Annotated in this window: 17 protein-coding genes and 1 other annotated feature; all 17 genes read right to left on the bottom strand. The window is 37.0% G+C overall.

Annotation, left to right across the window (positions count from 1 at the left end; translation table 11 throughout):
- Nucleotides 1-24: 24 nt before the first annotated feature.
- Nucleotides 25-1404: an MATE family efflux transporter gene (locus PY093_RS07325; RefSeq protein ID WP_275645231.1), complete on the bottom strand. Its 1380-nt coding sequence runs from the start codon at nt 1402-1404 to the stop codon at nt 25-27.
- 176 nt (nt 1405-1580) lie between these two features.
- On the bottom strand, nt 1581-2630 hold the full coding sequence (gene mnmH / locus PY093_RS07330; RefSeq protein ID WP_275645232.1) for a tRNA 2-selenouridine(34) synthase MnmH: 1050 nt from the start codon (nt 2628-2630) through the stop codon (nt 1581-1583).
- Nucleotides 2631-2872: 242 nt separating this feature from the next.
- A complete protein-coding gene (locus tag PY093_RS07335; protein ID WP_275645233.1) occupies nt 2873-3178 on the bottom strand; it encodes a rhodanese-like domain-containing protein in 306 nt (101 codons plus the stop codon).
- A 328-nt stretch (nt 3179-3506) separates the two neighbouring features.
- Nucleotides 3507-5924, bottom strand: coding sequence for a leucine--tRNA ligase (gene leuS, locus PY093_RS07340; RefSeq protein ID WP_275645234.1), 2418 nt, complete (start codon nt 5922-5924; stop codon nt 3507-3509).
- A 94-nt stretch (nt 5925-6018) separates the two neighbouring features.
- Nucleotides 6019-6264, bottom strand: a binding site (T-box leader).
- 128 nt (nt 6265-6392) lie between these two features.
- A complete protein-coding gene (locus PY093_RS07345) occupies nt 6393-7211 on the bottom strand; it encodes a M55 family metallopeptidase (RefSeq protein ID WP_275645235.1) in 819 nt (272 codons plus the stop codon).
- A 134-nt stretch (nt 7212-7345) separates the two neighbouring features.
- The gene (locus PY093_RS07350; protein ID WP_275645236.1) at nt 7346-9058 is read right to left on the bottom strand and encodes a sigma 54-interacting transcriptional regulator; all 1713 of its coding nucleotides are present in this window, start codon (nt 9056-9058) and stop codon (nt 7346-7348) included.
- Nucleotides 9059-9099: 41 nt separating this feature from the next.
- On the bottom strand, nt 9100-10068 hold the full coding sequence (locus PY093_RS07355; protein ID WP_275645237.1) for an ABC transporter ATP-binding protein: 969 nt from the start codon (nt 10066-10068) through the stop codon (nt 9100-9102).
- Between the two features lie 3 nt (nt 10069-10071).
- Nucleotides 10072-11061 (bottom strand): ABC transporter ATP-binding protein, encoded by a 990-nt coding sequence (locus PY093_RS07360; protein ID WP_275645238.1) that lies wholly within the window; start codon nt 11059-11061, stop codon nt 10072-10074.
- A gap of 27 nt (nt 11062-11088) precedes the next feature.
- Complete coding sequence (locus tag PY093_RS07365; RefSeq protein WP_275645239.1) at nt 11089-11994, bottom strand: ABC transporter permease subunit; 906 nt, start codon at nt 11992-11994, stop codon at nt 11089-11091.
- 25 nt (nt 11995-12019) lie between these two features.
- Nucleotides 12020-12940, bottom strand: a complete 921-nt coding sequence (gsiC, locus tag PY093_RS07370; protein ID WP_275645240.1) for a glutathione ABC transporter permease GsiC — start codon at nt 12938-12940, stop codon at nt 12020-12022.
- Between the two features lie 64 nt (nt 12941-13004).
- On the bottom strand, nt 13005-14624 hold the full coding sequence (locus PY093_RS07375) for a glutathione ABC transporter substrate-binding protein (protein WP_275645241.1): 1620 nt from the start codon (nt 14622-14624) through the stop codon (nt 13005-13007).
- Between the two features lie 50 nt (nt 14625-14674).
- A complete protein-coding gene (locus tag PY093_RS07380; protein WP_275645242.1) occupies nt 14675-15676 on the bottom strand; it encodes an asparaginase in 1002 nt (333 codons plus the stop codon).
- Between the two features lie 364 nt (nt 15677-16040).
- A complete protein-coding gene (locus tag PY093_RS07385) occupies nt 16041-16679 on the bottom strand; it encodes a class I SAM-dependent methyltransferase (protein WP_345774231.1) in 639 nt (212 codons plus the stop codon).
- A gap of 533 nt (nt 16680-17212) precedes the next feature.
- On the bottom strand, nt 17213-17989 hold the full coding sequence (locus PY093_RS07390) for a 3-hydroxybutyrate dehydrogenase (protein ID WP_275645243.1): 777 nt from the start codon (nt 17987-17989) through the stop codon (nt 17213-17215).
- A 24-nt stretch (nt 17990-18013) separates the two neighbouring features.
- Nucleotides 18014-19333 (bottom strand): GntP family permease, encoded by a 1320-nt coding sequence (locus PY093_RS07395; protein WP_275645244.1) that lies wholly within the window; start codon nt 19331-19333, stop codon nt 18014-18016.
- 27 nt (nt 19334-19360) lie between these two features.
- Nucleotides 19361-19984, bottom strand: coding sequence for a 3-oxoacid CoA-transferase (locus PY093_RS07400; protein ID WP_275645245.1), 624 nt, complete (start codon nt 19982-19984; stop codon nt 19361-19363).
- 242 nt (nt 19985-20226) lie between these two features.
- Nucleotides 20227-21597 (bottom strand): sigma-54 interaction domain-containing protein, encoded by a 1371-nt coding sequence (locus tag PY093_RS07405; RefSeq protein WP_275645246.1) that lies wholly within the window; start codon nt 21595-21597, stop codon nt 20227-20229.
- Nucleotides 21598-22042 lie beyond the last annotated feature (445 nt).

Consider the following 22042-nt stretch of genomic DNA (forward strand, 5'->3'; position numbering starts at 1 on the left):
ATTGTTTTCAAGTTCGTTCTCTACTTATTCAAAAGCAGCTGCCTCTTTAGCAGGGATCCTGATAAATTTCTTCTTTTGGACAAAAATAAGTCTAATAGACAGCCCGATACCTGCTGTGAGCAATCCAACTGTTAGTCCTATCCAATAACCAGGAGCACCTAGATTGGTATATTGGGCTAAAATATAGCCTACTGGAAGACAAATTAGCCAATAGGCAACGAGAGTCATCACAAATGCTGTGTTCACATCCTTATAACCTCGTAATGCAGCCTGAGCTGTTGCCTGAATTGCATCGGAAATCTGGAAAAACAGTGCATAAATTAAGAAGTGTGCAGTCAAGCTGATAACAGCTGGGTCATTTGAATAAAATCCTGCAACTTCATATCGGAAAAGAACCACTAATAAACCAGTAACAAGAGCAATCAACATAGATAAATAAATCCCAAGCCAGCTGTAGACTTTTGCATCTTTATAGCGTCCTGCACCAACCTCAAATCCTACTAAAACGGTCAGAGCCATCGAAATACTAACAGGAATCATGTATAGAAAAGAGACTACATTTAATGCAGTTTGGTATGCGGCAATCGTCGTAATTGCAAACTTACTGATCAATATTGTCACAACTGCAAACATGCTTGTTTCAAAGAAAGTAGAGAGCCCCATTGGAACACCAATTTTCAATATCTCCTTACTCTTCTCAATTGAAAATCCCTTAAAATTCGAGAAAACTCTATAGATTGAAAAAGGTTCTTGTGTTTTTATAATGAATGCTGTTATTCCCGCAATAATCCAATATGTTATCGAGGTTGCATAACCTGCCCCTGCCCCGCCTAGTTCTCTGAATCCCCAATGACCAAAAATCAACACATAGTTTAATAGAAAATTAAATGGAAGTGAAACAAGTAAAATAACCATAATTATCCGTGTTATTCCTAACGCATATATAAAAGACCTTAATACGTTAAAAATAAAAAGTGGAATAATTCCAAAACTAAGACCCACCAAGTAATCATGAGCAATGTTATCTACACTTGAAGGTAGGTTCATAACATCCAAGATTGGTTCTAATAAAAAATATCCTAATACAATTACGAGTAAACCAATAAAGAAAGCTAAATAGATTCCGTTAGCAACAACTGATGAAATTTCCTTTTCCTTCTTTTCCCCAAAACACTGAGCAACAATCGGAGATACGGCAAGTAGAATTCCGCTTAAACCTGTAAATATTGGATTCCAAATCGAAGAGCCAATCGCAACACCTGCTAAATCTGAGGGGTTGTACTTACCTGACATGATAGTATTGAAAAATACCATTGAAAACATACCAAGCTGTGTGATAAGAATAGGAATCAATAAGATAAAGATTTGTTTTATCTTTTCCTTCATTGTATATGTTTGGTTCATAAATGATAACTCCCAGAAAGTGTAATAGTAGCAACGCTAATTATATTCTAAATTGATAAACAAAGCACTCTTTAACATGTAAACTCTAGTACGGGATACACAATTTTCTTCTAACTTCTGTAACTATCGTTACTAAAAAAACCCAACCAAGATAGGTGAGTTTTTTATCATACTAGTTATTTAAAGACGTTCAACTTGCCCTGTATAATCTGTTGAACTTTCGTTACCGCATCTTCAACATTTTGTACCTTTACTGTCATCTTTCGGTCAGCTGGATATTTCATCGCCATATGGTCATACCGAGGGTCATAATAGTACTCCAGCAGTAAACGAACAGCCGATTCAAACTCACCTTCATTAAGGTCCTTTTCAATCTGAGAAGCGATTGGTGTATGAATACGATTCTTGATTATTTGAAATGCATCGATACATTCCTGTTTGTGTTCCCAAGGGCTATAATCCTCTAAAATATTACGCACCCTCTCTTCCAATGGTATATCAATAAATAATTGAATACCATGTTCTTTCTTTTCGGTTAAAAAGGCAGGAAGTACTACTTTGCCAACTCGCTTACTCTCCGCTTCAAAAACTACATATGGTGATTGCTGCAAAAAAAGGAGTTGTTCAACAAGGAGGGCATCAAACATTTTCTGATTGTTAGGCTCAAGTCCAATTTGTCCAAAAATAGATCCCCTATGGTTTGCCATTCCCTCAAAATCAAGTACAGGTTGTCCTTCCTCTAGAAGCCTTCGAAGAACTTTAGTCTTGCCAGCTCCCGTGTAGCCATTTAGAATGTATGCTTCAGCTTTAAACTCGATATTTTGTAACGTTTCAATTACCCAACTTCGATAAGCACGAACACCACCATGCAGACGCAGTGTCTTAATACCAATTAAATCCAAAACAGTCGCCGTTGTTCTACTACGCATACCTCCGCGCCAACAGAATACAGTTTTCTGCCCCTCAAACTTAGCAAACTCCTTAATGAAGCTTGGTAATTTTGCCGAGACAATTTCAAGACCTCTTTCTTTTGCCGCTTGAACACTAATTTGTTTGTAAATAGTTCCAATTTCAGCTCTTTCCTCATCATTAAACAGTGGGATATTTATGCTGCCAGGAATTGTGGCATCTTTAAACTCTGATGGTGATCGTACATCGACTAGGATAAGATCCCTTTTTTCGCGCCGGATGTCTAACAATTTATTAATAGTGATGTCCTGGAACAATGTCTCATCCTCCTTTCTAGCATTTAATATGATATATTATCAATTGATTAATAAGTGGCATCATTGTATTTTAACTAAATTACAAAGTAATTAGCTTATCATACCATATAAATTATCATTAAAAAGTTTTCCAATTCAAAAATAACAGCCCTAGTTAGAAAATGGCGATACTAATTATTGAGCAGATTAAAAAAAATCTGGTGTCCTCATGATTGAGTATCCCAGATTTTTATAGTCAATTACTACTTCGTTGCACCTGTCCACTCAAGCATTCCGCCAACCATGTTACGAACTTTGTAGCCTTGTTCATTCAGATAGTGACAAACATTCTCACTACGACGACCTGAACGACAAATGAATATGTATTCTTTGTCCTTATCAAAATAATCTAAGTTTACAGGTATTTCCCCCATCTTAATGTGTTTTGCATCTGGAATTATTCCTACTGCTACTTCCTCATTTTCACGAACATCTACCATTTCAAGTTTTTCACCTTTTTCAAGCTTTTGTTTTAGCTCTTCTGGGGTAATGATTTCAATTTCAGACATGTAAATCCTTCCTCTCGCTAATGTTAGTCATATTATAGCAAAACTTAAATACAACATGCTAGGAAAGTAAAGCGCAGGGCGCCCGCCTATCGGCGCGTCGATTAAAACCCGCCACGTCCTGTGGCGAACATCGACATCAGCACATCCTGTGCAGTCAAGCATAAGACAAGCCGGCTGGAAGGTTGTTCTTTACCTTCCGGACGGCTTGGATTATACCATAGAGCCGATGGCGCCCGGAACTAGACACTAAAACTAGGTTCAAATTTTTATACTTTCTTATCTTTTAAAAAACACACAAAGCTTACAAAAAGCCCTGTGCGTTAATCACTTAATTTGCTACGATGTTCACTAATTTTCCTGGTACTGCAATGACTTTACGAACTGTTTTCCCTTCAATTTGCTCTTTTACTGAGATATCAGCCATAGCAATTTCAGCTAATTTTTCTCGAGAAGTATCCGTTGGAACATTAAGCTTTGCTTTCACTTTACCATTTACTTGGATTACAATTTCTATTTCAGCTTCCACTAATTTCGCTTCATCAAAAGCTGGCCATGCTGCATATGCGATCGTTCCCTGATTACCAAGCTTCTCCCATAACTCTTCAGCAATATGTGGGGCAACTGGTGAAAGAAGCTTTACAAAACCTTCAATATATAATTTTGGTAACTTTGTAGCTTTATATGCTTCGTTAATAAATACCATTAATTGTGAAATGGCGGTATTAAAGCGTAAGCCTTCGAAATCTTCCGTAACTTTTTTAACAGTCTGATGATAAACACGCTCTAGTGCATTATCTTGGTCATTTCCTGTGATTTTCCCTGTTAACTGACCATTGTCGTTTACGAATAAGCGCCATACCCGATCGAGGAAACGACGGGATCCATCTAAGCCTTTTTCAGACCAAGCGATTGAAGCATCCAATGGACCCATGAACATTTCGTATAAACGTAATGTGTCAGCACCATGACTTTTAATAATATCATCAGGATTTACAACATTCCCTTTGGATTTACTCATTTTTTCATTGTTTTCACCAAGAATCATACCTTGGTTGTATAGCTTTTGGAATGGTTCTTTTGTTGTTACCACACCAATATCGTATAATACTTTGTGCCAGAAACGAGCATATAGTAAGTGGAGTACTGCATGCTCTGCCCCGCCAATATATATATCGACTGGTAACCAGCGTTTTAATTTTTCAGGATCTGCAAGCTGTTCACTATTGCTTGGATCAATATAACGTAAATAATACCAGCAGCTACCTGCCCATTGTGGCATTGTATTCGTCTCACGACGACCTTTTTTACCAGTTGCTTCATCGACAACATTTACCCAATTAGAAATATTCGCAAGTGGTGATTCACCTGTTCCAGATGGTCGAATTTCTGTTGTTTTTGGTAGTGTTAATGGTAATTGGTCTTCAGGTACAGCTGACATCTTACCATCTTCCCAGTGAATAATCGGAATTGGCTCACCCCAATAACGTTGGCGGCTGAATAACCAGTCACGTAATCGATAAGTTACCTTCTTTTCACCTTTACCGTTTTCCTCTAACCATGAAATCATTTTGGTTATTGCTTCTTCTTTCCCTAAACCATTAAGAAAATTCGAGTTAACGTGCTCCCCATCGCCTGTGTATGCTTCTTTTGTTACATTTCCACCTGCGACAACTTCTGTAATCGGCAACTTAAATTTCACTGCAAATTCATGGTCACGTTCATCATGACCTGGAACTGCCATAATTGCACCAGTTCCATAGGTAGCTAATACATAGTCAGCTATCCAGATTGGCATTTTTTCACCATTTACTGGGTTAATTGCATAAGCCCCAGTGAATACACCCGTTTTATCCTTTGCCAAATCCGTACGTTCTAAATCACTTTTCGTTTTTACTTTATCAAGGTATTCTTGGACAGCTGCTTTTTGCTGCACTGTCGTAATTGTTCCAACAAATTGATGCTCTGGCGCTAGCACTGCATAAGTAGCACCAAATAATGTATCTGGGCGTGTTGTGAATACGGTAAAGTTTTCTTCATGTCCATCAATAGCAAACGTTACATGAGCACCTTCAGATCGACCAATCCAGTTACGTTGCATTTCTTTTAAGCTTTCAGGCCAATCTAATTCTTCTAAATCTTCAAGTAAGCGATCTCCATATGCTGTAATTTTTAACATCCATTGTCTCATTGGACGACGCTCAACAGGATGTCCTCCACGCTCACTTTTACCATCAATTACTTCTTCATTTGCTAAAACTGTTCCTAAAGCAGGACACCAGTTAACCGCAACTTCATCAATATAGGCTAACCCTTTTTCATAAAGCTTGATAAAAATCCATTGAGTCCATTTATAGTATTCAGGATCAGTCGTATTTACTTCCCGGTCCCAATCATATGAAAAACCAAGTTCTTTGATTTGCCGACGAAATGTATTAATGTTTTGCTTAGTAAATTCAGCAGGATCATTTCCAGTGTCTAATGCGTACTGTTCGGCAGGTAACCCGAATGCGTCCCAACCCATAGGGTGTAAGACATTATAGCCTTGCATGCGTTTCATTCTAGATAAAATATCTGTAGCCGTATATCCTTCAGGGTGTCCAACGTGAAGACCAGCACCTGATGGATAAGGAAACATATCTAGTGCAAAAAACTTTCTTTTTCCATCTTCTTCTGTTGTTTTAAACGTTTTATTGCCTTCCCAATGCTTTTGCCATTTCTTTTCAACCTCTTGATGATTGAAGCCCATTTTTTATCCTCCTCTATTTGCTACGTAAAGTGCAGTATGATTGCTACTGTCCATTGTGTACGTTTTTTTGCATAAAAAAACCTCCCATCCCTAAAAAAGGGACGAGAGGATATATGTATATCTCCCGCGGTACCACCCAAATTAATGTACACACGTACATTCACTTCATTAATCCTTAACGCGGACAACACGATAAATACTACATTGAAAGCATTTGGGAGCCTTCGTTCGCATTTATAACTCAAAGGCGAGTTCATGAACCAACAACGATTGACTTGCACCACCCGTCAACTCTCTAAACGTGTCTAAGCCCACTACTACTCCTTTTCACGGTCATTTCTTATTTTAATTAGTATATTGTGTATTGTATAGAATTTGTCAAAAAACTGCAAGCGGAAATAGAAAAATGGGCTTGCCCTGAGATAAGGGCTATATGAACAAACGCTTTTATACAAAGTTAGTTTTACCCTACTTAGCTGTGCTAGCCATTATTATCAAACTTCTTATAATTTGATATGCCTCTATAATATTTTTTGAACAGAATGAAACTGTTATTTGATTTACTCTTGTGACATATGGAAGAATTTCTGCAATGTCAGCTTGCCCTGTGTGCAAAAAACTTAACTCTACCTGTGCTGTTGAATCAATCATAAATGGTATAATTTCCAACCTTTTTTTTATTGCGGAGATTGTTTCGCGCTTAATAATATTTTGAGCTTTTAAAGGACTAAGGTTTCTAGCAACAGTGCGATTAATCGTCTTTTTTACAATTGCTGAATGAATATTGGGTATTAAATTACCTGCTTCCTCCGCCACTAAATTACACCCACTTACCATTATCACGGGCACACGATAATATCCAGCAACCGCAGCATTCAGACCAAATTCCCCATATTCTTTCCCATTAATAATAATATTTCTTACTACTCTACCATTAAAAGTATGATTTAAAATCCCATTTGTACCATTTCGAGTATGATAACCTAAGAAAATGGCAGCATCAAAACTCGCATCTATCCCTTCTACCATCGCAAGCTTTTTTGGTGACCCAGAAATAAGTTCAGCTTCCGGATGAAGACGTTCCAGTAAAATATTTCTCATCGTACCATGTGAATCATTTACAACAATTTCATCAACTCCAGCCTCAATTGCTGATTCAATACAAGCATTAGTCTCCTCTGTCATATATAACCGTGCTCTATCATGTTCTCTTCCATCTCTTGCGGTATGTTCTCCATGAACAACCCCTGAAACACCCTCAATATCTACGGAAATATATAATTTCAAAATTCTCATCCCCCTAATAACTCATCAACTACATTAACTGTATGTAGAATCTTGTGAAATTTTCAAATAAAAGAAACTCGACAAGTACTGGTGGCCTGTCGAGTTTTGACATATTACTCCGTTGTACGATTCATTTAAAATGTTCCTAATGAGTAAAGAAAATCTTCTCCACTACGTGATATCGTTGAGCCCGCTCTTCCCTGTCTAACAATCAAGAGGCCAAGTTGTTGAAGAATTTCGAGCCGTATCCGTAGTTGTTGTTCAGTCAAATTAATTCCTTTTTCCTCAAGGTACTTTTTAATTGTCAGTCTCCCAAAGGATGTACGTTCTTTTTTGCCATCATTATAGATTTTTAATATTTCTATACTCTCATCCAAAAATCCATGTTCTTCAATTTTTTCGATTATTTCTTTCCTCCTTGTCTCAGAGGAAATGATTGATTCAAACTCTTCACTCTTTTGCCTCGACCTTAAGTTTATTGGAAGTGACTCAATCTTAATAATTTGTTCACCTATAAATGATAAATATGTGATTACATTATACAATTCTTTGACATTACCAGCCCAATTATAGTTTAAAAAGATATCCATCACTTCCTGAGTAAAGTGAATATTAGTCCGTTTTAGACGGGCTTTTATATCTTCTATTAAAGGGATAAAGTCTTCTTTTCGTTCAGCTAACGTTGGAACAGTTAACGAAAACATAGACATAGAATAATAGAGATCCTGCCTAAACTTCCCATCATTGACTAATTCCATGACGTTCTTCGTATTACTTGTAATAACTCTTACTCGTAAAGGGATAGGGGTCTGCCCTCCCACTCGATAAAAAATTTTTTCTTGCAATGCTTGATAGATACGTCCTTGAAAAAGTATAGGAAGTACGCCTATTTCCTCTATATAAATTGTTCCATGTTTCGCTAACTCTAATAACCCAATTGAGATCTCATCGTTTTCAACTGTTCCGAATAACTCTTTTTCAATCATTGAAAAATCTCTTGTTGAGCAATTGATAGTTACGAACGGCCCACTCGAAAAATTCGAGTTATTATGTATAGCCTGAGCAAGCATGCTTTTTCCAGTACCAGATTCACCTTCAATATGGATTAGCTTTTCTGTCTTAGAAAAACTAGTTGCAAGAGTAACAATCTCTTGCATAGGTTTACTAACAGCCACTATATCATCAAATCTGTATTGTGCCACATCACGTATATCTCTTACGCTATTTGTTTTGAGCGATAGTTCTCCAGTATTATCAATTGATAACGAAACTAATGATTTGAAATAGCGCTTAATCATTTGCGGACGATAATGCTCAAGTCCTAATAAATTTAGAAGTTGATCAAAAGTATCCAAATCCAATAATCTTGAACCGATGTCAATCACCTTTTCAAATCCTCTTGGTAATAGGTGTTTTTCCCCAGGTGTAATAATGTAATCTATAGATTCAGGAATCTCTTTATCCGGAGAGTAAGAAATATAATGGTGCTCAAACACCGTTTCACGTAATGATTGTATTGTTTCCTCGGTATTGGTATTCGTATCATTGACGACCAATATTGTCTTCCCCTGCGGCAATTTAAGCAATTCCTTTGTATTTGCAAAATTAATATCCCGTTTTCCTATAATCCACTGACAATCCTTTGGTATGAGTTGGATAACAAGGCCTTTTATCATCTCATTAGAAAGTATAACAATATCACCAGCAATAACTGTATCGCCGTGAAGATCCTTCAGCGAAGTCGGTTGGATCATTATTTTATCACCTAAAACCTCTTTTACTTGTTTAGTTATTGCATCTAAATATCGTTCTTGAATGGCTATAATATGTACTTTTTTCAAGGACATTACGAAACAACCCCTAGGTGAGTATTAAAAAACTATTACAATTATACTTTATATAAATGACAAGAGACATAGTGTCCCTCACTTAACTCGGTTAATACCGGAACACTTTTCTTGCATTTTTCCATTGCAATAGGACAACGTGTGTGGAATGTGCAGCCACTTGGCGGATTAGAAGGACTAGGGATATCTCCTTTTAAAATAATACGCTCTCTTTTAATCCTAGGGTTTGGAACTGGAACAGCAGATAGGAGAGCTTTTGTATAAGGGTGTAAAGGATTATTATATAGAGAGTTTTTATCTGCTAATTCAACAATTTTCCCTAAATACATTACACCTACTCGGTCACTAATATGTTCAACAACACTTAGGTCATGAGCAATAAATAAATACGTTAAGTCAAATTCTTCTTGAAGATCTTTCAATAAATTTAAGATCTGAGATTGTATAGATACATCTAATGCTGAAACTGGTTCGTCAGCAATTATTAGTTTGGGGTTTACTGCTAAAGCACGAGCAATACCAATACGCTGGCGTTGCCCTCCACTAAATTCATGAGGATAACGATCAGAGTGATAAGAACTTAACCCAACAACTTCAAGTAACTCTTCTACTCTTGCAATTCGCTTTTCTTTCTCTACTCCATGAACAATAAGAGGCTCAGCGATTATTTCACCAACCTTCATTCTAGGATTTAACGATGCGTATGGATCTTGAAATACCATTTGGAAATCCTTACGCGTATTTCGAATCTGGTTATCATTTAAGTTACTAATTTCATTACCCTCAAACCAGATTTGACCCTCCGTAGGGTCTATTAGTCTCATTAGCATTCTTCCAGTAGTCGATTTACCACAGCCACTTTCACCAACAAGACCTAACGTTTCTCCTTTTTTAATTGTAAAAGAAACATCATCAACTGCTTTAACAAATGATTTCTTTCTACCAAAAAAACCTTTAGTTACAGGAAAATATTTTTTAAGATTTTTGACTTCTACTAATGGGGTTCCCATTTTTTAAACCTCCAATGCTTCAGTATTCTTATATAACCAACATCTGCATGTGTGGCTTTGTTCAACACTAGTTAACTCTGGTTCACTTTCTAAGCAAACATTCATAACTTCTGAACATCGTGGTGCAAATTTGCAGCCCTTTGGAAGATTACTAGGGTTAGGAACATTGCCTGGAATTGATTCTAACCTGTCTGCCTTTTGACCTAACTTAGGAACAGAGCCAATCAATCCCTTTGTATAGGGGTGTTTTGGATTTTCAAACATTGTGAATACATCTGTTTCCTCAACCACCTTACCTGCATACATGACAACAACTCTGTCACACATTTCGGCTACAACTCCTAAATCATGTGTAATTAACATAATTGAAGTATCACTTTCTTCTCGGAGATTTCTCATTAAATCTAGGATTTGAGCTTGAATCGTTACGTCTAATGCTGTTGTCGGTTCATCAGCAATTAACAATTTTGGCTTACAAGCCATGGCCATCGCTATCATGACTCGTTGTCTCATCCCACCAGAAAGTTGGTATGGATATTCATTTACAATCTCATCAGCTCTGGGTATCCCTACTAGTTGCAACATTTTAACGGAATGCTCTCGAGCTTGCTTATTATCATATTTCATATGGAGGACTATCGCTTCCTCTAATTGCTTACCAATTTTATAGACTGGGTTTAGCGATGTCATTGGTTCCTGAAATATCATCGCAATCTCATTTCCTCTAATCTTACGCATTTCCCTCTCAGTTTTAGTTAAAAGATTTTCCCCTTCAAATTCTATTGATCCACCTACTATTTTACCTGGTGTATCCTTTAAAAGGCGCATCACTGATAGTGACGTAACACTTTTGCCGCAACCTGATTCACCAACAACACCGACTGTTTCTCCTTTGTTAACAGAAATCGTTACACCGTCAACAGCCTTAACAACTCCACTATCGCCATAGAAATGTGTTTGTAACTCTTTTACAACTAATAATGGTTCTTTCATAAAAAAACTCTCCCTTCTATGAATCATCTAATCTTTTATTTTCGGATCTAGTGCATCACGTAAACCATCACCAAGGAGATTGAAAGCCAATACAGTTACAAAAATTGCCATGCCTGGGAAAAACGTAACGTGTGGAGCTGTATTTAAGTAGTCCCGTCCACTACTAAGCATCGCACCCCATTCAGGTGTCGGAGGCTGTGCCCCTAACCCCAGGAAACTAAGACTAGCGGCAATTAAAATTGCCGAACCGATTCGCATTGTAAAATAAACGATAATACTTGAAACAGTTCCTGGAAAAATATGTTTCCAAATAATGCGTCGATGCTTCGCACCTATTGATTTGGTTGCTTCTACATAAACTGTAGACTTAACTGATAATGTACTACTACGAACAATCCTAGCAAAAATTGGAACACTGAATATAGCTATTGCAATTACTACATTTTCAAGGCCTGGCCCTAATATCGCAATGATTCCAATAGCTAGCAGTATCCCAGGAAAGGCAAATAAAATATCACAAAAGCGCATTATAATACTATCTAACCATTTACCGTAATAACCACTAATTAATCCAAGAAAAGTCCCACATACCGCTCCCAAAAAGACAGAAACCAAACCGACAAATAACGATATTTTCGTTCCTTCTAAGATGCGACTAAAAATATCACGTCCGTACGCATCCGTTCCTGCCAAATGTTCAAAAGAAGGACCTTCTAGAACATGATCATAATCAGGCTCTTCTGAAGAATACGGTGCAATAAAAGGGCCTGTAACGGCTACTATAAATAAAAGCAAAATAAATACACCAGAAACCATTGCTAATCTCTGTTTTTTAAATTTCTTCCAAAACTCAGATAGTGGTGTTTTCTTATTAGTCTGGTCTGAAACAGGTAATTTGGTGCTAACATTTTGTTCCGCTTGAACTTCCGCCATGTGCTGTACCTCCTTTTCCTATAAATTACTCAAAACGTATTTGTGGATTAAGAAAACCGTATAATAAATCCACGATTAGATTTATTAGAATAAATTCTAGTGCAAATAGTAACATCTCTGCCTGAATAACTGGATAATCTCTGAATGACACCGAATCAATTAGCAATCGACCAAGACCTGGCCAGCTAAAAACTGTTTCGATGACAATTGACCCCCCCAATAAAAATCCAAATTGCAGACCAGTCATCGTTACAACAGGAATCATCGCATTTTTCAGTCCATGTCCCCAAACAACTTTGTTTTCATTTAATCCCTTAGCTCTTCCTGTACGAATATAATCCTCTTTTAATATATCCATCAATGATGAACGAGAAAATCTAGCGATAACAGCTGCTACTCCTGCACCTAAAGTAAGTGAAGGGAGAATGTAACTTTTCCAAGAATCCATACCTCCTGTAGGTAACCAACCAAGTTGAACTGAAAATAACTGCATCAACATTAATCCCAACCAGAAGGATGGTAATGATATTCCCGAGACTGCCCCGAACATCCCCACATAATCCTGCCATTTATTGCGCTTTGTTGCCGAAATAACCCCTATTAATAATCCAATTACTACCGCCCAAGCCATACTCCAAAAAGTTAACCAAAAGGTTGGCATAAAACGTGAGGCAATCTCTTCAAATACAGGTCGTTTTGTTTTTAATGAAGTTCCTAAATCACCTTGTAGCAAATTTGACATAAAAGTAAAGTATTGAGTATGTAATGGTTTATCTAATCCTAGTTCTTTTCGAACCATCTCTACATCTTGTAAACTTGCATCTTGACCAGCTACTAATCTAGCTGGATCACCTGGTATCATGTGTACAAACAAAAAAATGAAGATGGAAACGAAAAATAAAATAGGAATAATTCCTAGTAATCGTTTAACTAAATACTTTAACATTAGATTCACCCCTTGCCAAAATAATAGTCGAGCGCTATATCAACTATAGCGCTCAACTTTTTTATTATTCTTTAATTTCTACGTTTTCAACACTTAACGATCCATCAGGTAGTAAGTAAATTCCTTCTAAATAGTTTTTCTTACCTGCCATTGTGTCGTCAACAGACAAGAATGTCCATGGGGCTTCGTCCCAGATAAGTTTTTGTACCTTTTCATATGCATCTTTACGCTTCTCTGAATCTGCAGTAGCTAGCGCTGCTGAAATCAAACTGTTAACTTCTGCATTGTCAAAGTATGCAGTATTATAAGATTTTGGTGGATAAGCATCCTTACCACCTACAAGTGGACGAATTCCCCAGTCAGCATCACCAGTTGATGGAGACCAACCTCCATAATAAAGTTCAAGTTCAGCATCTTCTGGATTTACAACTGACCAAATCTTTTCAGACATTGTACCTGACTCCATTGGAACTACTTCCAATTTGACATTAATTTGAGCAAGTTGTTGTTGTAAAAATTCCATTCCTTTGATAGAAGAAGAATTATTTGATCCCCAAACAGTTGCTTCAAACCCGTTTTCATAACCGGCTTCTTTTAGTAATTCTTTTGCCTTTTCTACATTAAACTCATAAACCTCTTGTTGTGAATAAAATTGGGTGTTTGGAGCGATTATCGAATCTAGCTTAGTTGCGTATCCATTCATAACAACTTTAATAAAAGCATCTTTATTCACTGCATAGTTTATTGCCTGACGAACTCTTACATCGTTGTATGGTTCCTTCAATGTGTTCATTGCTAAATAGCGAACAATAATTGAAGGTGCATTTTCTACAACAATTCCATCTTTACCATTTATACTTTCAGCTTGTTCTGATGGTACAGGATAAATAAAGTCCGCTTCACCAGTTTGTAACATTGCTACACGCGTACCATTTTCTGGTGTCGGCTTGAAAGTAATTGAATCAAGTTTCGGGAATTCAGATTTCCAATAGTTCTCATTTTTCTTTACTTTTAAATAATCTCCAGGTACCCATTCGTCAAAAATATACTGACCAGTACCCACTGGGTTTTGAGATACCTCTTTACCGTACGTTTCTAATGCCTTTGGACTAATCATCATTGCAGCTGGATGTGCAAAGTTATTAATCATCGCTCCAAACGGTTCACTTAGAACAACCTTCACCGTATATTCATTAACCACTTGAGTCTCCTTTACAATTGCAAATAAACTGTGTCTTTTTAAGTTATTATCCGGATTAGCAAGTCTATCAACATTTACTTTTACTGCTTCAGCATTGAAAGGCTCGCCATCATGGAATGAAACACCTTGACGAAGAGTAAATGTGAATTCAGTTGCTTCATCATTACTCTCAAATTTTTCAGCAAGGACTGGTATAACATTCATATCCTTATCAAAACCAACTAGACCTTCTAGCATTGTTTTTTGTGCAGAGTAGGACAACGTATCGTTTGTGTCATGTGGGTCCATACTAATAAAGTTATCAGCAACTGCGATAATAATATCCTTATTTTTCTTTTCGACTACTTCTTGCTCTTTAGGTTCTGAATCTTTAGGCTTCTCTGTGCTGTCGTTATTAGTTGCGGTGTTGTTTGAACAGCCAATTAACAATAAACTAAACATCATAAACACTGCAAACACTGAATATAGATACTTCTTTTTCACATTTTTTCCCCCTCTTTGATTAGAAAAATATATATAAAGTGCACTGCACCTTACAACCTGAAATTTGCTACTAGTTCGCCGATTACTTCATTTCTTGCATTTCGTAGTTTAGGGTGATAGTAATCCATTAACTCTTTTGTTTGAACTTGATCTATTAACTTGAGCTGATGCAGTACTTCTACCGCCACAGGATACATGGCTCTTCCATTTCCATCTTCTATCTTAATGGCAACCCCTATACCAGTTTCATTATCACCAATGCAATAAACAGCTTCAGCTCCTGCCTTGGCGAAAAACCTACCTTTGCCTACTTTCATAAAGTCCGTACAGAAACGATTCGTACCTCCCACCATCTCAGGAGCGCTCGTCATTGCATTTGTAATTCGTTTCACTGCTTTCCCTCTCGTTTCACCGAGTTTTTCAGAACTTGCCATTCTTGCATAACCATAGGCTAGCGATTGTAAAGGTAGCCCATGAACAGGTACCCCACAACCATCGATTCCAATTTCTATTTCATCAGAAGGAAATTCACAAATCTCACTTACTGATTTTAAGATTCTTTGCTGAACAGGGTGATTTAGTGCATAATAAGTTTCGATTGGTTCGTTCATATATTTGGCTGTAGCTAGCATTCCTGTATGCTTACCTGAACAGTTGTTGTATAGAGGAGTTACCTCTTGCCCTGCCAATATCAATTGCTTATATGTATCCTGCCATCTTGGAATGTGAGTTCCGCATTGTAACGCAGTATCAGCTAACTCAACTCTTTTTAAAATGGATAGAACCCGATCAGTGTGCATTACCTCTCCATTATGGGAAGCGCAACAAAGTGATAGATCAGCAGCACTGAATTCGTAATAATCAGCAGCACCTGTCTCAACAACCGGAATGGCCTGAATTGGTTTCATTGACGAACGAGCATATACTTTTGCATTCGGATTCCCTACACCATAGAGAAGCGTTCCTTTTGCATCTACAACTGCTATATGTCCTTTATGTATACTTTCTATATGGTTTCCTCTAACAACGTTTACTAGACTACTAGCCTCCATGAAACACATCTCCATTTATTATATCTTCTGACTATTTTAAATAATGATATAACACGTTTCAACCAATTACAACCAATTTATCAGGAAAATATTAAAATAAATTGGTTTTATTTTAGATTTCATAACATAACAACATAAAACAACTTATTAATAAGAAAAACTCAGGGCGCCCGCCTATCGGCGACAAGCATAAGACGAGACGGCTTGAAGGTGGTTCTTTAACCTTCCGGACGGATTGGCTTATGACCTCGAGCCTATGGAGCCTAGATGTAGACACAAAAACAAGGTAAAAATTTTATACTTTTTTACCTTTTAAATAAAAAAAGCAATAGTATCAAACCTGACACCATTACATTTCCTTTTATTATAATTTATTCGATTTCTCACAGAGTACCATCCACTCATCAATCTCGTGAGACTGGATTCGATTGTTATTGATAACTACTGAAAAATATTTTTGGGTATCCACACTTGCAGCAAACATATATTGTTTAACTCTATCAATTTGTTCCTGGCTAATAGTCGTTCTTGCCACCCAAGGAAATTGAAAGGTCTTTTTACGGTTTAATGATTGAATTACTTGTAAGCCATATAAATCAAATAATTTTTGCCACTCATTAACTGAAAGACATCGAACATGACTATCATCTCTTAACCTTTCCACAGTATTCATAAATTCGTCTAAGCTACCCTCTCCTGGAGCGACATTATCTATAAGTAAAAACTTTCCACCAGGTTTTAATACTCTCGCTACCTCTATAATAAACTCTTTAGGAATTGTGAAATGATGTGGAGTTATACAGCAAGTAATCAAATCAAATGTATCTTCTAAAAAGGGCAATGCTTCCGCATCAGCAATTACGTGCCAAATACTTCTATAATCCTTTTTCAAGTGACGGGCCGTGTTTGCTAACATTTTCTCTGTTAAATCCGTTGCGAATACAGCCGAAACATGTGGGGCTATTGTTTTCGTAACATGTCCACCACCCGTTGCAATATCCAAGAATATACAATCTGACTGAGGTTGCAGCCACTGAACTGATAAGGAAAGGTCATCACCCTTTGCATGAATCTCACTTGTAACATATTCTTCCGCACTCTAACCAAAACACACTTTTTGCCCTTTGCTTAATTTCTTCATTTTCCATTTCCTAATACCTCCTTTTTCAAATTAAAAAACTATATATCTTATAATGATTTTATTATATCTAACTTCAAAACAATTAAACTAATTTAATTACTAGCACGAAGTTTAGCCCTACTTTGGTTTTTATGTACTTATTTACCATAACAAATGATTCTACTATTCTTACCTTATTTATATGTTCTCACATTCAACCATAAACACGAAAAAAAGTCATCAAGAGCACAATCTGAGTTGCGCACAACACCCATTTACATGCACGTAGAATAATTACTTAGCAAGAAAAGCTAGGGGCGCACCTGGAGCTAAACACTAAAACTAGATACAACTTTTATACTATCAAATAAGTAAAAAGTAGAACCTCATTAAAATTTTGAGGTTCTACTTTTAATTTATTGTGCCGTATACCCACCATCGATTACGCAAGCCTGACCAGTAATACCTTTTGCAAGATCACTTGCTAAAAAGATTGCGTAATTAGCAATTTCATCCACTGCTAATAGTCTTTTTTGTGGAACTAGTGGATAGATAATTTCCTCTAGCACTTTTTCTAATGGTACATTTCTTGTTTTTGCAAGTTCACTTAATTGGTTACGAACAAGGGGTGTGTCAACATAACCTGGACAAACTGCATTAACAGTAATGCCATGCTCCGCCCCTTCTAATGCAGCAACCTTTGATAATCCAATTACACCATGCTTTGCACTATTGTAGGCAGCTTTTCCAGCAAAACCGACTAATCCATTGATAGACGCCATATTAATGATTCGACCAAACTTTTGTTTCTTCATAATTGGGAAAACATGTTTGATCGCTATAAAAGGCGCTGTTAACATAATTGATAGCAATAGTTCAAATTTTTCAGTTGGAAAATCTTCAAGATTTGCAACGTGCTGAAGTCCGGCGTTATTTATCAAACAGTCTATTCTTCCAAATTTGTTTACGGCCTGATCAAGAGCCTGTTTCATCTCAGTTTCGTCCGTTACGTTACATTTGAGACCGATTACGTCAAAGCCCTCATTTTGTAGTGCTTGTGCTGCTTCTTTTACTCCAGCTTCATCTAAATCTGTAAGTGCTACCCTTGCTCCATTTTCTGCAAATGTTTTACCTATTTCAAGACCAATTCCTCTTGCTGCACCTGTTATAAAAACTATCTTTTTGTCAACCACGCTGCAACCATCCTTTCTAATAAATTAGATACCCAAACCAAATGAGAACAATGCAATGGCAATGGCTAAGCCGATTAATGGTACGACTACAGATACAATTCCAACTGCACCATACGCATCTTTATGTGATTCACCACAGATTGCACGAACAGTAGTTACAACATAACCATTATGTGGAAGTGAATCTAATGCTCCTGATGAAATAGCAACTGTTCTATGGAGTGCTTCTGTATTCACTCCAAGATCCATATAATGTGGTGCAATAAGTGGTAATGCAATTGCCTGACCACCTGATGCTGAGCCTGTCATACCTGCAATAACACTAACGGCAATTGCTCCACCAATTAGTGGGCTACCAGGAATACTTGTCATTGCATCAACTGCCACCTGGAATGCTGGAGCAGCCTTAGCAACGCCTCCGAATCCAACAACTGCAGCAGTATTACCAATAGCAATTAATGCACCCATTGTCCCATCGGAAACTGCATTCCAAAACGATTTAAAGTATTTACGATTCAATAAGTAGGTTGCAATAACCCCACCTAATAGCGCAATAATTAACGCTGATTGTTTTAATGAATCATGGAAAATAAATGAGATAATGAGTACAACAACCAATGGAATTAATCCAGTTAACGGATTAGGTAAAGCTTTATTTTCTACAACTGGATCATTATCACGAGCAACAAATGTTTCTCCTTTTGCAACCGCTTTTGTAATCATACGCTTTAACCACCAATATCCAAAAACAGCCATGAAAACAGCAACAAGTAAGCTAACTTCCCAACCAGCATATGGTGATGTGCCTAAAAATTCAATTGGAATCCAGTTTTGAATCTCAGGAGACCCTGCAGATGTCATTGTGAATGTTACAGATCCAAGAGCTAGTGCTGCTGGAATAAATCTTCGTGGTAGGTTCGCTTGCTTAAATAAACTTAATGCCATCGGATATACTGAGAAAGCTACAACAAATAAGCTAACTCCTCCATATGTTAAAATTGCACAGGCAGCAACAACTGCCAAAACCGCTTGTTTCATTCCAAGCTTTTCAACTACCCATTTAGATACACTATCGGCTGCCCCACTGTCCTCCATTACTTTCCCGAAAATTGAGCCTAATAAGAACATTAGGTACCATGAAGTGACAAAACTTGAAAATCCAGTCATGTAGTTACCAACAAAGTTTGCTTCACCGTCAGCTGCTAGCTGCGGAAATAAAGGTAGACCACTTAGTACCGCCACAAATAAAGCACAAAGTGGACCTGCTACAAGTAGATTCATACCTTTCATTGTTAAATAAATTAAAAGTGCTAATCCTCCGATAAGACCAATCATACTTAACATTTATTTTCCCCCTATTCTCAAATAAATTTAATAAACTTTCACTTCATCCACGATCAGTTCCGGCCCAGTTGATTGCTGTATATCTTCAACTGTATACCCTTCAAACACTTCAACAAGCTTCAGTCCTTTGTCTGATACATCAATAACAGCTCGATCTGTAATAATGCGGTTAACAACTGCTTTTCCTGTTAATGGTAGACTGCATTCATTGACAATCTTTGGATCACCGTTTTTACTTACATGATCCATAATGACAATGATTTTTCTGGCCCCATGAACAAGGTCCATCGCTCCACCCATACCTTTGATCATCTTGCCGGGAATCATCCAGTTTGCTAGGTCACCAGATTTTGATGGGATTAACTCAACTTCTAATTCACCAGCAAGTACTTGTCTCTCAAACTCTTTATTTTCACCTACATATGAGCCAACCATCTTTTTAATTTGTCTATTTTTCAACAATAAACCTAAGCCCCAATTGTCGACTCCACAGTTGTTTGAGATTACGGTTAAGTCCTTCACTCCTGTTTCAACTAATGCTAAGATAAGATTTTCTGGAATACCTACTAACCCGAATCCCCCAACCATCAAGGTTGCTCCATCTTGAATGTCTTTTACGACTTCTACAAACGATGTATATATAGGTTTCATCATATTCCTCCTTCCCTATTTTTTCTTTCATTTTTAATAATGCAATTATCGTGCCAATTTTTGAAAATCCTTTAATATTCACAATGGTGTCACTTTTTTGAACCCTTTAACTTATCTAATTGTCCAGAATTTCGGAATGAAAGTTTAATAGTTTATTTGAAACCGCTTACAATACTATTCAAAGTAAAGATTCCAGAAACTCGGAACGCATTCCGTTTTTCTGGAATCTACATAAAATTATATTATTCTAGTTCATATTTCTTTATTTTTTCATATATACTAGATTTACTAATTCCTAATGCTTTCGCAGCTTGAAGTTTATCTTGACCATATTGTTCTATCGTCTTTTCAATAATCCGTTTTTCTGTTTCCTCCAATATTTCCTTTAGCGAACGTTGTCCAATCAGTAGTTTTGGATCACCCATAAAATATTCTGGTAGTGATGAGATCATTATTCTCTCACCATCAGTCAAATGAATGGCTGCTTCAATCACATTCTCTAACTCCCGTAAATTCCCAGGCCAAGTATGCTGATAAAATAATCTTCTTACTTCATTATCAATTATTGAAATCCGTTTTCCTGAACGCTTTGTTATCTTTTTTAAGAAAAAGTCTGTTAAATGATCTATATCTTCTAGTCTTTCTCGGAGCGGTGGTATCTTGAATGGTATAACGTTAATTCTGTAAAATAAATCCTCACGGAATCGCTTCTCTTCAATCATTTTTTCAAGTGGTCTATTTGTTGCAGCAATTACCCTTACGTTTACCGGAATTGGTTGAAGCGCTCCAACAGGTTCTACTTCTTTTTCTTGCAAGACACGTAATAGCTTAACCTGCATATTTAATGGCATGTCACCGATTTCATCGAGAAATATTGTTCCCCCATGCGCCAATAAAAATTTACCCTTCTTTCCACCTTTCTTAGCACCAGTAAAGGCTCCTTCCTCATAACCAAATAATTCAGACTCGAGCAAGTGTTCAGGTATTGCACCACAGTTGATTTTTATAAAGGGTTGGTGACTTCTTCCACTTAACTGATGGATACTATGTGCAAATAGTTCTTTACCAGTGCCACTTTCGCCTCGTATTAAGACAGAAATATCACCAGAAGCAACATTTTTCACTTTCTCCTTTAGTTCCACCACTTGTTTAGATACAGCTTTGATATCATGTAATGAGTACTTTGCACCATTGTTTTCCTGCCAATCCTCTATGTACGTTTGGAGCTGTGGCATTAAACTTTTAATATGACTGCTCATTTTATTCCACTCTTTTGTATCCCTAAAAATTACCGTTCCAAGTGCACCGATTACTTTACCGTTTGAAAAAATTGGGATACGATTTGCTATCATGTAATTTCCTTTTATATATTGGAGATCTGCGATTTCTTCTTTTCCAGACTGCGCAACCAAGTGCATGCGTGAATTTTCAATAACCTTTGTCACATGTGTCCCTACTGCAACATTTCTATCTATTCCAATAAACTCGCAGTAATTTTTATTTATATAAACAATGTTTCCTTCTTGATTCACTACAACAATCCATTCGTAAGCGCTATCAATAATCGTTTCTAAAATATCATTTTTATAACGGATATCGATTCCATCAAACATCGTTTCACCCCCTTTTGATGCTATCCTTTTATAATAACAATACCATTTTACTAGTATTTAATGTACGGAATAGTTAGATTTTAAGAACCTAAACTATTTATAAGAAAAGCGCAGGGCGCCCGCCTATCGGCGACAAGCATAAGACAAGCCGGCTGGAAGGTTGTTCTTTACCTTCCGGACGGATTGGCTTATGACCTCGAGTCGATGGCGCCCGGAGCTAGACACTAAAACTTGGTACAAATTTTTATACTTTCTTATCTTTTAAGAAAAGCGCAGGGCGCCCGCCTATCGGCGACAAGCATAAGACGAGCCCTGACTGAAGGCGTTCTTTGCCTTCGGGAAGGGATTGGCTTATGACCTCAGGACCGATGGCGCCCGGAGCTAGACACTAAAACTAGGTTCAAATTTTTATACTTTCTTATCTTTTAAAAAAAGTACTTAAAGC

It is taken from the genome of Cytobacillus sp. S13-E01, from assembly GCF_029193815.1.
Lineage (GTDB): Bacteria > Bacillota > Bacilli > Bacillales > Bacillaceae_L > Bacillus_BV.